A 15,169-nucleotide genomic window follows, 5' to 3' on the forward strand; every position below is an offset into this window, starting at 1 on the left:
ATTTTGTTGCATTCATGCTAAGCAAATAGATCCGTGACCATTGAAAGTATTAATAAAATCACAAAAATGAAGAATAGGAATCGTGCAATGCCGGCTGCCCCTCTAGCAAGTTTTGTGAATCCGAATAGTCCGCTAACCAGGGCAACTACAAGAAATATTAATGTCCATGTAAGCATGTCTATTGAATGTTTTGTTGAAATGACTATTTAGAAAGAGAATATTATGCCGATGAACTTCGAGGTACATAAAGACCTAATTCTCTAGCAAACTGTCTCAATCTGATTGATCAATTCTCAATATGAGAAGCCGTGAAAGAGAAGCTCTGCTTTTTAAGACTGTTGTAAGAGTTTTTATGAATGGTATAAATTTTTCTCAAGTCAATTAGAAAAATGATAAAACAAATAAAACCATGAAAACAAAAAATCAATTTTCAAAAATAACACTTAAGACCTTATCGATTTTGGCCCTAATCTTTTTGTTTGCTTGCAATTCTGGGGATAGAAATGAAAGCAGTTTGGAAGAACAAAAGGAAGAGATGGTAGAAGACCTTGAAAAAATGAAATCCAGTATCAATGATGCGATTGAGGATATTGAAGATCAGCTTAACATTAATGAAGGTCCTGTAGAGCGTACGTTAGAGGAAGCTAAAGCAGACCTTGAACGAAAGAAGGACGATATTGAAGATTCCATTGAACGTACAAAGAATGCAACCAAAGAGAATTGGCAAAATGTAAAATCGGACGTAAACGAAGCAATGTCTGAAATTGAGGATGGATATCAGAAGGTGAAGAAAGACCTAGAAGAACTATTTTCGGAATCATAATCCTTTGTTAGCGGTTATGTTTGTTGATATGGAAGTTTCAAAATCAGAAGTACATAAAGCATGCAAAGATTACCTTGAGAAAAAAATCGAGGGTCTGCAGGCAGAATTAGATGCGGTTAGAGAGTCAGCCATTGCTGAAACTAAGAGTAGTATGGGCGATAAATACGAGACTGGCCGTGAAATGATGATGCAGGAAAGAAATCGATTGGGTAAACAGTTAGACTTATTGACTGACCAGCGGACAGCACTACAAGCCATTGATGTCGATAAGAGCTATGACCAGGTCAAATATGGGTGTTTCGTTGTGACAGACAAATCTGCATTTTTTCTGAGCTCGGCTATTGGTCAGCTAAATGTTGGTGGAAGTTCGGTTTTTGTCATTTCAGGAAATGCACCAATCAGTAAAGCAATGGAAGGAAAAAAAATGGGGGATACATTCACCTTCAATGGTATTTCTCACACCATTAAGGAAATTTCATAAAAAAAAGCCGGCTATCAGCCGGCTTTTTCTTTGGTGAGGGTCTCTTTTTAATAAAGATACTCTAGAGCTGTGATGTCATAGCTTCCAAACTCACCATCTTCATTTGAGCTGAAGCATGCAAGCATGATCGAGTTCATGTCAGCATCAGTAGGAGTTCCAGGAATGTGGATAGCTCCAACACCAGCACTTCCTTCGTTTCCTCCAGAACCACAAGAAATAGATCTGTTGAAGTAGTCTGTGTGACGGAAACCAACGGAGTGACCGATTTCGTGAGTGATCACGTGCTCAACTACGTTTGTTCCATAACTGCTGGTACCAGATTGGATTTGAACCCACTTGTAAGGTTTTCCGCCTGATGGGAATCCAGCAGATCCTCCTCCTCCACCGCTTACTTTATAAACAACCATGTCTTTGTTGCCATAGTTAGTTCCGAAAGAAAGGTTGAAGTTGAGGCCGATGTTCAATCTGTTGTAGTTGTTTACAGCCCACTGAAGCGCAGTTCTCATGGTGTTATCTAGCGCATAAGACCCACCAGTATAACCGATGATGTCTATGTTGTAGTTGCCAGATGAAACCAAAGCGCTTGTTCTGTACTGCTCTAGCTGTCCAAAGAAATCACTGCCAAGCATTTCCTGAAGTTGTCCTTTAGGCACGAACATGTCCTGCTCAAGTAAGTATCCAACTTCTTCTTCTCCGGTCAGGTCATTCTTTCTTTCAACATATTGCATGTCACTTGGATCAAATCCAAGATCAGCGAATTGTGCCTTGACCTCATCGGAAATTACTTCTGGCATTGGTGCTTCTTCTTCAGATGAACAAGCTGTGAAACCAACTGCTAGGAACATCACAAACACGCTCCATAGCGATAAATTTAATCTTCTCATAATAATATTAGGTTAAACATTTTACTGCCAATATAAAAACGATGCATTTATAAAAAAAAATAATATTCTATTTTTTTATCAACATTATCACTTGATAAAACAAATAAAATATTGTTTATAAATATTTTTAACAAATGAAAGAATTCTAAAAAATAAAAAAGGTTATAAGATATGTGATTAAAAATATTAATCGACAAATAATATTTGTTAATCGATAATATCTGGTGTTTTATCTAATTTGGCGAACCTATGAGAGGAATAGTTTTAGCTGTATTGATAATTATTTGGTGTAGTAAGATTATTGCGCAAAATATTAAGGGGTGGAACGGGGTAGTGCAGAATCAGATTGAGTCATCAATATTAGACAAAGGTTTTTATTTGGTTGAAGGGGATAGAGAAACAATTGAAACTAAGTATCCGAATGCCAGTGTGTTTAAATCTTATGATTTAAAACATCATATAGTTCGATTTTCAGATAATGCAGATATTTCAAGTAAGGCATGGTCTTTAAGTGATTCCTGGAAATTAGATGTTTCCAATCCTCTGTCCACCCGATATCTAATAGTTGTAGATCATGAGGTAGATGATATATTCGAGTCCTTTCATCTAATTGCTTCATACCCTTCAAGCAGAACTTACCTCATAGAAGGGACATTAACAGAAATAGAAGAAAAGCTAATTCCTCTAAATGAAGTATTGCATGTGACAGATAAAGTTCTTACCCCACAAGTTGAGAGCAGAGTTATTGATTTAAACCTTAATCCCAACAGGGTAAACAAAATTCATCATTTCTATCCTGAACTGGATGGGTCTTCTGAATTGATCTCGATCCAGGAAAACAAGTTTAGGGAAGACGATATTGATCTTCTCAATAGATCAATAATGTCGGGACTTGAAAGTGAATTGGTGGATAATCATGCAACGGAAATGGCAACAATAATTGCTGGTGCGGGTAATTCATTTATTACAGGTAAAGGAGTAGCGATTGATGCATCCATTACATCTTCAGGTTTTGCTGATGCCATGCCGGACGCTGACCAATCTTATTTAGATCTGGGCATCAACACCCAAAATCATAGCTACGGAATCGATCGTACCAATGAATATGGTGTTCAGGCACGGGCATTTGATGTAAGTGCGTTCAATAACACAAATCTTCTGCATGTTTTTTCTAGTGGAAATGCCGGGCTAGAGGTATCTCAAGATGGTATCTATGAGGGTGTAGAAGGCTATGCAAATCTGTCAGGAAATATTAAGATGGCTAAGAATGTATTGGTTGTTGGATCCGTTGATACCGTGGGAAATATTCCGGCTTTTGTCTCTAGAGGTCCCGCATATGATGGAAGAGTAAAACCAGAGGTTGTTACATATAGCGTAGTTGGAAGTTCCAATTCAGCAGCTCTTGTCTCAGGAATATCGGCATTACTACAACAACAGTACAGAGTGGATCATGGAGGTCAAGATATGCCATCAGCATTGGTCAAAGCTTTATTGATAAATGGTGCTGAGGATGTTGGCCCGGATGGATTGGATTTTTTGACTGGTTATGGCAATGTAAATGCATGGAAAAGTCTTCAATCTTTAAGAAGCTTACAGTTCTTATCTGGAACGGTATCCAATGGTCTGACGAATGAACATGTAATTACTCTACCAATTGAAGCAAAAAACCTGAAGGTGACACTTGCATGGACTGATCCCGCTGCAAATATTGGTGATTATAAAGCTTTGGTAAACGACCTTGATTTAAGATTAGATGACGGAACGACGGAGACTTTACCATGGATATTAGATCCCAGTCCGAATACATCTGCTTTATCTAGTGCAGCAGTTCGTGGTATCGATACATTGAATAACGTAGAGCAGGTAACTATCGAAAATCCTGAAAATACATACACAATAAGAGTGGAGTCTTCATCATCCATATCTGATCAGGAATATTATGTGACCTGGCAATATGATTTAGATGACTCGTTCGAATGGGATTATCCGACAGGTAGTGACAATATGCCTTATAATGGAGAAACAGGATCTTACTTTAGGTGGTCTACTACTAAAGAGGGGACCGGTGAGCTAAGTTATACAGAGGATGGAACCAATTGGACAACTTTAGGGGATCAGATTGATCTGGAACAAGGATACTGGAGGTGGAATAATCCAACGGAATTGAATGCAGCAGTTAAAGCAAAAATGACAATTGGAGAAGAAGTATATGAAACAGACACATTTACAGTCTCAGTCCCATTGAAAGCAACTGTAGGATTTAATTGCGCTGATTCATTAATGATAAAGTGGGATCCTAGGTATAATGCTACGAATTATAATGTCTCATACCTTGGAAATAAAAATCTCGAAGAGTTAATAAATACCTCGGATACATTTCTTATCATTCAGCAAACTTCATTGATTGGTGATACTCAGATATCCGTTCAGCCATTATTGAGTGATGGCAAGAAGCTCCTTCCAACACCTACTTTTGACTTCACCAGACAAGGAGTCGAATGTTATGTGTCCACTTTTTTTCAAACAGTTGCCCTCGATACGGGTATCTATCTTAACCTTTCTTTAGGGACCTTTTATGGAGTTGAGTCAATTGTATTTGAACGGAATAACTTCAATGGATATACCACCATAGCTGAGATCAATGATGTAGCAAGTGATGAGATAACCCACCTTGATACAGCACCTATTCAGGGTTACAATGAGCATAGAGCTATTGTACGTTTTATTAACGGTGAAGAGTTGACACTCTTCTCTGGTTCTGTTTATTACCTCACTGAAATACCTTTAAAAATCTTCCCCAATCCGGTTCAGGCAGGTGAGCCCTTCAATATCATCACAAAAACATTCGAAGATCGTACTCCTATCATAGAAATTATTGATCAAGAAGGATCATTAATACATCGGCAAGAGATTTTGGGTTCTTTGGACAACATTCAAACAGACATGTTTAAATCAGGCATCTATTACTACAGGCTATTTGCTGACGGGGATGTTTACACAGGGCGACTACTTGTTCGATAAAAAAACACAGCCACGAAGGTGTCCGTGGCTGTGTTTTTTGGGATAAATTTTAAATGCTAGTCTTTCTTGCCCATCATTAATAGATCGGTAAGATTGATTTCAGTGATGTACTTCTTCACTCCATCTTTCTCATATGATCGGTTAATGAGCTTTCCTCCCAGAGCGATTTCACTTCCTTTGTTAAGGTAGTTCTCAACCACGTCTGCTTTCTTACCCCACACCACGATATTGTGCCATTGCGTGTCGGTAACTTTTTCTCCTTTGTTGTTGTAATACGTCTCGTTCGTAGCGAGCGAGAAGGTGGCCATCTTCTTGCCACTGTCGAATGTTCTCACTTCTGGTTCGTTACCTAATCTACCAATTAGTTGTACGTTGTTTTTTAAACTTGTCATGATAAAAAATATTTAAGTTGTTTAATGATTCATCCGTTGGTAGATGAATGTGTCGTTTGACGATAGCAAAGGTTGAATAGGAAGGTAGCTTGATTCGGTTTTTAAATACTTGTAGTCATTTATTATCCGTTTGTAGTCGTTTGTAATTGGATTTATTGCTGTAAATCAATAGTTTATACCCCATGGAAAATAGAGAATGTCCTGAATGCGGACGACCCGTTCACGGAAGGATAGACAAAAAATTTTGTTCTGATGCATGCAGAAATGCCTTTAACAACAAGGCCAATTCAGCAACGACCAATTACATGAGAAATGTAAACAATACACTTGCCAAGAACAGAAGGATACTGGCTGAACTCAATCCTGATGGGAAGAGAAAGATTCACAGGGATAAGTTGCTAAAGAAAGGATTTGATTTTGACTTTTTTACCAACACTTACATAACCAAGGCAGGGGATGTTTACTACTTCTGCTACGAACATGGCTATCTTGGACTGGATGATGGTTTCGTGTTGTTGGTTGAGCGTGAAATGGAATCGTGAATAAGTCTATCTTTAAAAAATCAAATGTGATGATTCTGTCAGTGCATTCAAATCATACACTCTGGTGAAAGAAAAACGATTACTTTTCATAGCTTGTTTATTTATTACGTTCTCTGTAGCAGGTTCTTATCAGTATCGGACGCTTGATGAGGTATTTAAATTGTATGGGGTGGAATGGAGTGAGGGAGAACAGAAACAATTTGCTCGATATTTTGATCAGTATGACTCCTTGATAGAAAGCGATGGAATCCAGGCTCTTCAGATCGCCAGAGCGGGGCTGGTTGATAATAAGCTCTCAATAGCTAATCATGTCTTTCGCTATTTGGAAATCAAAGCCCTTTCAGCGTTGGGGCAGTTTGATTCTGCCTTGATGAAGTTCGAGGCACTTCCGATTTCAACCGTCCCTGTTAATTCTTTTGCAGGTGATTGTTTCTTACTTAAGGGACGGCTGACTAAACTCAACGGTGATTATGCGCTGGCAATGAAGTATTATGAGCAAGCCCTTGTTTTTTTTAAAGAGCTAAATGATTTCAAAGGGACCGCAATCACTCAAATTAATTTAATTGAATACTATCGATCCATAGGAAACTTTGAAACAGCTTTAAATTGGATACATACATGTGGTCAGCTGATTAAGACAAATCAAATTTCAGGTGAAGTGTATCTCTACTATCTGAACCGAGTTTCAGCTGTTTACAATGAATCAGGTCAACTGGAAAAAGCTTACGAAACAGCTCTCAAAACCATCGACCTTTTGAATGAAACAGACAATGTGTTTTTGTTGGCCAACGCATACAATGAATTGGCATCTATTTCAAATCAGCTGGAAAAAACCGACAGTGTTGAGTACTATTTAAACCGCGCAATTGAGTTATGGAAAAGAGGAGGTCATGCTCGTTTTTGGGTTTCAGCTGTGGGAAACCTTGTTTCATATAAAATGGAAAACCAACAATGGGATGAGATAGAACCCTTAATTGAAGAAGCCTTATTGGTTACTAAAAATCATGGGTGGCATGCTATTCTCTATACATTGTATCTACATAAGGCAACTTTATATGAGAAGCGTGGTGATTTACGTAAAGCAATTTCTTATTTAGATTCTTCTCATCAGTCCAATATCCGTGATCTACGTCAATCAGTAAACAAAGAAGTTGCTGTGAAAGCTGCCTCCTTTGAGCTGGAAAGACAACAGCTTCAAACAAAGCTGGCAAAAATTGAAGCAGAGAAAATTGCTGATGAAAGAAATATGTATTTCATTGCCACCCTTTCCCTTGGGTTGGGTTTTTTAGGGTTCATCACTTTTTCACTCTCGTTGAGAAGGAAAAGTATGGAAATTCAGAATGTAAACAGAGAACTTTTTAAAGCGCTTAAATTAAAGGAAGTTCTACTGAAAGATCTTCATCACCGGGTGAAGAACAACCTAACATTTCTTATCAGCCTCATTCAACTCCAAAAGAAAAGGGCTAAAAATGAAATGGTGTCTGTTGAGTTGGATGCAGTGAAAGAAAGACTGGAGGCTATGGCCGTGTTGCATGCAAATCTTTTGGAACATTATTCAGAAGAAGAAGTCTTGCTATCAGAAGTACTCGAACAAATTAAATTTCACATCTCAGGAGTGTTGGGGACGGATCACCAAATTACTTTGGATGTTATGGATGCTGTGTCTATTTCGTCAGATCACGCATTGGTATTAGGAGTTATACTAAACGAACTTTTTACTAATAGTATCAAACATGGTTCTCATTCTCAGGTTATAGAAATCAGACTAAAGTTTCAAGTGGAAACCGATCACTACGTATTTTATTTGTCAGATAATGGCAAGGGACTCCCAAATGAAGAAATCCTGTATCAGGGGGAATCGGTAGGGTTTCGGTTGATAAACTTATTGGTGGAGCAGCTTGGAGGTAAAATCACATATGTTGATAAGTCAAAAGAATTCATTCTTGTTTTTCCTAATCTCTCTAAAAAATGAAAAGTTTGAAGGTAGCTCTGTGTGAGGATGACTCGATGGTCGCTAATCTGTTAGCAGACTACCTGGATGAGCTCGGACACCACGTTGTTTTTAGAGCTACAGGAGTGCATAAATTTTTGGAAGCTCTTGAAAACAATGACATTGATATTGCATTACTTGACTATAACCTTGGGGATCTCTCACCGAGTGGAGCAACTTTAGGACGCAAACTTAATGAGCAAGGCATTCCATTTATTTATGTGACGGCCTACTCTGATGATGAAACAATAAGGGATATAGTCTCCACCCGGCCAGAAGGGTACATCGTGAAGCCATTTACAAAGCAACAACTGATGGCACAGCTGGAACTGTTTATCTCCAGTAGGCCGGATAAAACGCTGGAAATAAAACAAGGAAGTAACTATGTCAAGTTGCACCTACATGATATCAAATACATAGAAGCTTTTAAAAACTATGTCAAGGTTTTCACGATTACCGATGAACAAGTGGAGCTAAGGCTCCCACTATCAGAGCTTACTAATAGGCTTCCTGACACTTTCACACGAATCCATCGGTCGTTTATTGTAAATACGACCCATATCATAGGTTTAAACGGTGAAAAATGCACCCTAAAGGACGGCACTCAACTGCGAGTTAGCCGAACTCACCGAGAGCAGCTCAATCAACTTCTGGACTAAATTTCTCATCGATGACAACAGGTTGTTCATAGAATTCTTCTGTCATTCGTCCCTCTATTCTGTATTCCGTCCCAGCCTGTGTTCTAGTAAAAGGCAGGTAGATATTATTGTGACTTGATACAAACTCCGCAAGGAAATATTAAACATTTAATAATGAATAAGTCTTTTACTTTTTTTCTTAAAACCAGTGGTTCATTTCGAACCTCACTGGTGTCAATTTTAATATTGATGGTGTCGCTTCAAGCGAGATCACAATGTAGCATAAGTGATCTTTCTGTAAGTGCGTCAGCATCAAACTTTCTTTGCGAAGGATCTACTACAATTACAACATCATCTTCGGATAATGGAATAGATTACTATTTGAGGAACGATTCTGACAATAGTATTATTGATGGGCCCATGATTGGAGATGGTAGTGGGCTTGTTTTTAATACCGGGAATATTGTGAGCACAACTACTTACAATGTCTATGGGGAAGTATCAAATAGTTCCCAGGTATTATTTTTTGAAGAAAACACTAGCAATCAAGCGCTCTCGGATTACGGTGATTTTAATGGCAATCCATTTTCGGCAGTTTCTTCGTCAAGTCCTTGGACAATCGAATACTGGGCACAATTTAATACAGGCACCGGGCCAAGCTGGATAAATACCCTCGGGTCAGCTTCCGGGGCTGGTATGATTGAGCACGATCTAACAAATGGTTATGTATTTGTAAGAGGATCATCTGGACAATTTAAATCTGCTAACGGGACTCAACCAACTGATAATAATTGGCATCATTATGCATTTGTATGGGACGGAACCACTGCAGCTATTTATATAGATGGTGAACTCGTTGGACTAGATGGAGGAGGAACATTTGGAGGTTTTCAGTCTGGTGATGTTTGGGAATTAGGAAGACACGGAGGAGCTGGTTATGCGGGAGCAATGGATGGAATGATGGATGAATTTAGAATGTGGACATCCGCTCGAAATTCCAGTGAGATTGTCAATAGTATGGCGTCTGTAGATCCAAATTCTGCTAACCTTGTTGCTTACTATGATTTTGAAGAAGTCTCCGGTAATGTAGCTTCAGATCTAACGGGTAATGGCTATGATATTACTTTCCCTAACTATCAAGCGAGCGACAGAATTGAAGCTGTTTATGACGTCTGCTCACTTGAAATGACTCAAACGGCTACAATAACGATAGAACCATTAAGTGATCTTTCTGTAAGTGCGTCAGCATCAAACTTTCTTTGCGAAGGATCAACTACAATTACTACAGGTTCTTCTCAAAATGGCGCTTCTTACTTCTTAAGAGACGATTCAGACAACAGCATCATTGACGGACCTGTTGTAGGGGACGGTAGTGGGTTAACATTCAATACAGGCACGCTGAATAGCACTACAACCTTTAATGTGGTTGGTGAGAAAAAAGGAAGCTCCAAAGCACTTGATTTTGACGGAGTGGATGATTATGTGGATTTGGGGACAATCAATGCGACCACATTAAATCAGTATACGATTTCGTATTGGTTTAAAACTGATGCTATAGGATCTCAAAATATATCCATTTTTAGCGCAGGTGGAGGATGGCAGCTATCTCCGATGATCAATACCTCTGGTGTATTGCAGTTTTATGCACATCATACTGGAGGCTGGCAAAACACGGGTTATACTGTGGCTAACAACACTTGGGAGCATCATACTTGGACATTTAGTGGATCTGTGATAAATTTTTACGTTAATGGAGTGGAACAATATTCAGACGCAAAGAATGCCATGATTGGAACAGGAGGCTGGAGAATTGGGTCTTCTCCCTCAACAGGCCCCTCTAAGTCAGTAATCGATGATTTCTATGTTTGGAATGACGTGAGATCAGCAACTGAAGTTGCGGCTGATGCTGGTTCTTGTACAGATTTGGGAGACATTAATCTGATTAATGCTTACACCTTCGATGAAGGAAGTGGTTCTGTTTTGTATGATCAGGTTGGAAGCTTTAATGGCAATTTGACTAACATGGACGAAACTACCGACTGGGTAGATGGCCAGGTTGTTTGTGCTACTTCGGTATGTTCCATTGAGATGACAAATAAGCCTACAGTAACGATAGATCCATTGGTGGATCAAACGTTTACTGCTGCATCAACTACTGTTGCTCCTGGTGCAGATGTTGATTTCACCATTGATGCTTCCCAGGTGGATGTTAATTATTATTTAAGAAATGATGTGAATGATACCATCTTTGCTGGTCCTGTAGCAGGTACGGGTAGCGCTATTATTATCAATACAGGCACACTGAGCGAAACAATAACTTTTAATGTCTATCAGGAGCACACATCTGGTAGTTGTGTGGCTGAAATGACTCAAGGGACCGAGACGGTCAACGTTGACGGGACTGCACCTTCTTTTACATCAAGTGCAACAGCGAATTATGAAGAAAATGGCACAGGAGTAGCTTATACGGCAACTGCGGATGAGACGGTCACATTTACGCTAGGAAACACAAAAGATGAGTCGTTGTTTACCCTGACGAATGGCAATGAAATTAGCTTCACCTCCGCTCCGGATTATGAGTCTCCGGCAGATGGTGATTTAGATAATGCTTATGTAATTGATGTAATAGCGACAGACGCTGCAAGCAATGCCACGACTCTTGAGGTGACAATTACGGTAACGGATCATCCAGATCCTGTAGAGTCAATGCTACGGATAAGTAACCTGGATAATGCAAGTGGAACACCTAATTATCAGGTAAAATATGATTTCGATAGTTACTATACTCAGGAAGTAAACTCTTCATTGGGAATTGGATTTACTACAGGACCTGAAGCCACAGCCTCCATTTCCTTTAAAACGTACATGCCAAATCCAGGAGATGATATTTCAACTATCGAATGCAGGGTTTATACCAAGTCAGGAGACAGTCCCGATGTGCTGATTGGGACACTTACCCCAGTTCAATCGATAGTTCCTGTGGACAATATTGTAGAGTTTGTTGGGAACGTTTCCCTCAATGCTTCCACTTCCTATATTATAGCGATGGCTGCTACGGAGTATGGAACAAGCGCACGGTGGAATTATGCTAACTCCCCTTTAACATACAGTACATCAGGTGGTTATACTTCAGAAGATGGCTCATACTATCATACGCTAACGGGCGATACATGGGGTAAATATGGTGGCAGTGCTTTAATCTATGCCTTGTCAACCGGGCAGTGGGAGTATGATTTCCCTGCTAGCTTCACATCTTCCACGTCCGCTTCGTATGAAGAAAATGGTACGGGAGTTGCCTACACGGCTGCTGCCGATGAAGCAGTGACTTTTACCCTGGGTAGTTCTAAAGATGAGGCTTTGTTTACACTTACAAATGACAATGAAATTAGCTTCGCAACTTCTCCGGATTATGAGTCTCCGGCAGACGGTGATTTAGATAATGCTTATGTAATTGATGTAATAGCCACAGATGCAGGAAGTAATGAAACTACCCTTGAGGTAACTATCACTGTAACGGATGTAGATGAAATTGATCCAACCTTTACTTCATCTTCAATAGCGAACTTCGAAGAAAATGGGTCTGGAGTAGCTTACACGGCAACAGCAGATGAGGCCGTGACCTTCACGCTCGGAAGCACGAAAGATGAGGCACAGTTCACATTGGCAAATGACAATGAAATAAGCTTTGTTTCTTCTCCGGATTATGAGTCCCCCGGGGATGGAGATGCAAACAATACTTACGTCATTGATGTCATTGCTACAGACGCTGCAAGCAATGCGACAACCCTGGAAGTCACAATTACGGTGACAAATGCAAATGATAATGACCCGGTCATCACTTCAGCGAATGCCGTCAATATTGATGAAAACGAGTTGGTGATTTTTGCGCTCACCGCAACAGATGCAGATGGTACTACCAGCTTTAGCTTCATAAACAGCGCTGGATCTGATGCGACAATGTTCGGTGTTTCTGGAAATGATCTGGTATGGTTGGCAGCACCGGATTACGAAAACCCATCGGATGCTAATGGAGATAACATCTACGAGGTAACAATTACCGTAAGTGACGGAGAAAATACGAGCGATCAAAATATAATAGTGACGGTATTGGATGTCTTTACCCATGCAGGTGACACAAACGAAGATGGCACAATCGGTGCTGGTGAAGTAGCTGGAGATATGGATGGAGACGGTAACATTGGCGCTGGTGAAATAGCCGGAGATATGGACGGAGACGGTAGTATCGGTGCTGGTGAGATAGCCGGAGATACTGGTGGAGACGGAACGATTGGCGCTGGCGAAGTAGCCGGTGATGTAGATGGAGACGGTAGTATCGGTGCAGGTGAATTAGCTGGTGATGTTAATGGAGATGGAACGATTGGCGCTGGCGAAGTAGCTGGAGATACTGATGGAGACGGAACAATCGGAGCTGGTGAAATAGCTGGTGATGTTAATGGAGACGGAGTAATTGGTGCTGGTGAAATAGCCGGAGATATTGATGGAGACGGAACGATTGGTGCTGGTGAAGTAGCCGGAGATGCTGATGGAGACGGAGTAATTGGTGCTGGTGAAATAGCCGGAGATATTGATGGAGACGGAACGATTGGTGCTGGTGAAGTAGCCGGAGATACTGATGGAGACGGAACGATTGGTGATGGTGAAGTAGCCGGAGATACTGATGGAGACGGAACGATTGGTGCTGGCGAAGTAGCCGGAGATACTGATGGAGACGGAACAATCGGAGCTGGTGAAATAGCCGGAGATGCTGATGGAAACGGAACGATTGGTGCTGGTGAAGTAGCTGGAGATATTGATGGAGACGGAACAATCGGAGCAGGCGAAGTAGCTGGAGATACTGATGGAGACGGAACAATCGGAGCTGGTGAAATAGCCGGAGATGCTGATGGAGACGGAACAATTGGTGCTGGTGAAGTAGCTGGAGATACTGATGGAGACGGAGCAATCGGAGCTGGTGAAATAGCCGGAGATATTGATGGAGACGGAACAATTGGTGCCGGTGAAGTAGCTGGAGACACTGATGGAGACGGAACAATTGGAGCAGGCGAAGTAGCTGGAGATACTGATGGAGACGGAGAAGTTGGCGATGGAGAAGTTGTTGGTGACACAAACGGTGATGGCGAGATTGGTGACGGAGAGACCGAAGGTGATGCTGATGGAGACGGAGAGATAGGGGCTGGAGAGACACCAGTATTAGGTGTACTGGAAGTGGAAGTGACTGTCTATCCCAATCCAAGTAGCGATTTCATTCAGGTTAGAAGTTCGGAGCGACTCATGATCGAAGTAATTGATCTGGAAGGTCATACCTTGATTCGATCTCAGTCAAACAAACAGATTGACATCCAATCACTTTCCAATGGCGTGTATTTTATGGTGATCTCTGACCAGAAAGGGAACACTACCACGGAACGTTTCATTAAAAGATAAATGAGGCATTGATCTCAAAGACAACTAAGGAAGCATGGAATTAAGGCACCATGCGAGGGCAGCTCCAAAAGGGGCTGCCTTTTTTATTTACTTACCCTCAATGATTAATAATTTTTGTACAAAATGGATTTAGGTTGTATAATTATAATCGAACCTAAATTTGAATTATGGATAAACCACAAATTGCTGATAAAAATCCAAAGAAAGTCGACCTTGAAGAAGGTAAAACATATGCCTGGTGTGCGTGTGGTCAATCTAATAATCAGCCTTTTTGTGACGGCTCCCATGGAGGAACAAATTTTTCTCCGGTTGTCTTTAAGGCTGAGGAAACAAAAGCTGCTTATTTATGCATGTGCAAACGAACCACTAATCCAGGGTTTTGCGATGGTAGTCATAAGTCACTTTAACTACCACGTAGCATGATCTAAATTGGCATTGATGACGGTTGTTGAATCTGCAACAATTTGGAACGGATGACAGTAGCATTCATCCGGGCATTCAATCCGATCACATACAAAACTGTTTTCGTCTCTCAGGAACAAGCTGTAAGATCCTTCAGGCAGTTTGATTGAGTAGATGCCAACATCGTTGGAACGAACACTATCAACAAGCAAATCCAACTGGAAGTCTTGATTGAGCTGAGTTATATAAACAGTAGTGGATATGGGACGTGGTTCACAAGGGGGGACGCCAGGGCCCGGCATGCAATTCCCCTCATAGATTCCAATTACACCTTTAAGTTCTCCATAATTATTGATGCTTTTCTGCGCGGTACAGGAAAGTGAAGTGAAGGTTAGAATAAGGATGATTCTTGTGAAACTAAGCTGCATAAATCATCTCTTTTACGATTGATAATTGCTCAATATATCAATATTCATCTACAATATTTTACCGTTTATCGATAGAATGAAACATTCATTATCATTTGATAATGCATAACAGTCTTTTTTAAG

The 15,169-nt window shown here is 40.4% G+C and carries 12 protein-coding genes; 8 read left to right on the forward strand and 4 right to left on the reverse strand.

Annotation, left to right across the window (positions count from 1 at the left end; translation table 11 throughout):
* Nucleotides 1-17 precede the first annotated feature (17 nt).
* Entirely contained in the window at nucleotides 18-176 is a 159-nt protein-coding gene (locus ACXAH9_RS13570; RefSeq protein WP_474895394.1) for a DUF1328 domain-containing protein, read from the reverse strand.
* A 233-nt stretch (nucleotides 177-409) separates the two neighbouring features.
* Between ACXAH9_RS13570 and ACXAH9_RS13575 the strand changes: the two genes are divergently transcribed.
* Both ACXAH9_RS13575 and ACXAH9_RS13580 read left to right on the forward strand, forming a co-directional pair.
* Nucleotides 410-823, forward strand: coding sequence for a hypothetical protein (locus tag ACXAH9_RS13575; protein ID WP_474895395.1), 414 nt, complete (start codon nucleotides 410-412; stop codon nucleotides 821-823).
* A 28-nt stretch (nucleotides 824-851) separates the two neighbouring features.
* Nucleotides 852-1,304 (forward strand): hypothetical protein, encoded by a 453-nt coding sequence (locus tag ACXAH9_RS13580; protein WP_474895396.1) that lies wholly within the window; start codon nucleotides 852-854, stop codon nucleotides 1,302-1,304.
* Nucleotides 1,305-1,351: 47 nt separating this feature from the next.
* Here the strand turns inward: ACXAH9_RS13580 and ACXAH9_RS13585 are convergent, their stop codons facing one another.
* Complete coding sequence (locus tag ACXAH9_RS13585; protein ID WP_474895397.1) at nucleotides 1,352-2,188, reverse strand: M57 family metalloprotease; 837 nt, start codon at nucleotides 2,186-2,188, stop codon at nucleotides 1,352-1,354.
* A 249-nt stretch (nucleotides 2,189-2,437) separates the two neighbouring features.
* Between ACXAH9_RS13585 and ACXAH9_RS13590 the strand changes: the two genes are divergently transcribed.
* Nucleotides 2,438-5,209 carry a S8 family peptidase gene (locus ACXAH9_RS13590; RefSeq protein WP_474895398.1) on the forward strand — a complete coding sequence of 924 codons (2,772 nt, stop codon included), beginning with the start codon at nucleotides 2,438-2,440 and terminating at the stop codon, nucleotides 5,207-5,209.
* Between the two features lie 56 nt (nucleotides 5,210-5,265).
* Here the strand turns inward: ACXAH9_RS13590 and ACXAH9_RS13595 are convergent, their stop codons facing one another.
* Nucleotides 5,266-5,601, reverse strand: a complete 336-nt coding sequence (locus ACXAH9_RS13595) for a single-stranded DNA-binding protein (protein ID WP_474895399.1) — start codon at nucleotides 5,599-5,601, stop codon at nucleotides 5,266-5,268.
* Between the two features lie 182 nt (nucleotides 5,602-5,783).
* Here ACXAH9_RS13595 and ACXAH9_RS13600 point away from each other — a divergent pair, with 182 nt between their 5' ends.
* From ACXAH9_RS13600 to ACXAH9_RS13620, 5 genes are all read left to right on the forward strand, one after another.
* Nucleotides 5,784-6,143, forward strand: a complete 360-nt coding sequence (locus tag ACXAH9_RS13600) for a DNA gyrase inhibitor YacG (RefSeq protein WP_474895400.1) — start codon at nucleotides 5,784-5,786, stop codon at nucleotides 6,141-6,143.
* Between the two features lie 64 nt (nucleotides 6,144-6,207).
* Complete coding sequence (locus ACXAH9_RS13605; protein ID WP_474895401.1) at nucleotides 6,208-8,115, forward strand: tetratricopeptide repeat-containing sensor histidine kinase; 1,908 nt, start codon at nucleotides 6,208-6,210, stop codon at nucleotides 8,113-8,115.
* The gene (locus ACXAH9_RS13610) at nucleotides 8,112-8,792 is read left to right on the forward strand and encodes a LytR/AlgR family response regulator transcription factor (RefSeq protein ID WP_474895402.1); all 681 of its coding nucleotides are present in this window, start codon (nucleotides 8,112-8,114) and stop codon (nucleotides 8,790-8,792) included. The genes ACXAH9_RS13605 and ACXAH9_RS13610 overlap by 4 nt, the downstream gene beginning before the upstream one ends.
* A gap of 153 nt (nucleotides 8,793-8,945) precedes the next feature.
* A complete protein-coding gene (locus tag ACXAH9_RS13615; RefSeq protein ID WP_474895403.1) occupies nucleotides 8,946-14,216 on the forward strand; it encodes a LamG-like jellyroll fold domain-containing protein in 5,271 nt (1,756 codons plus the stop codon).
* Nucleotides 14,217-14,383: 167 nt separating this feature from the next.
* Nucleotides 14,384-14,623 carry a CDGSH iron-sulfur domain-containing protein gene (locus ACXAH9_RS13620; protein WP_474895404.1) on the forward strand — a complete coding sequence of 80 codons (240 nt, stop codon included), beginning with the start codon at nucleotides 14,384-14,386 and terminating at the stop codon, nucleotides 14,621-14,623.
* Here the strand turns inward: ACXAH9_RS13620 and ACXAH9_RS13625 are convergent, their stop codons facing one another.
* Complete coding sequence (locus tag ACXAH9_RS13625) at nucleotides 14,624-15,046, reverse strand: hypothetical protein (protein WP_474895405.1); 423 nt, start codon at nucleotides 15,044-15,046, stop codon at nucleotides 14,624-14,626.
* Nucleotides 15,047-15,169 lie beyond the last annotated feature (123 nt).

The organism is Ekhidna sp. ABH4_415 (assembly GCF_056161305.1).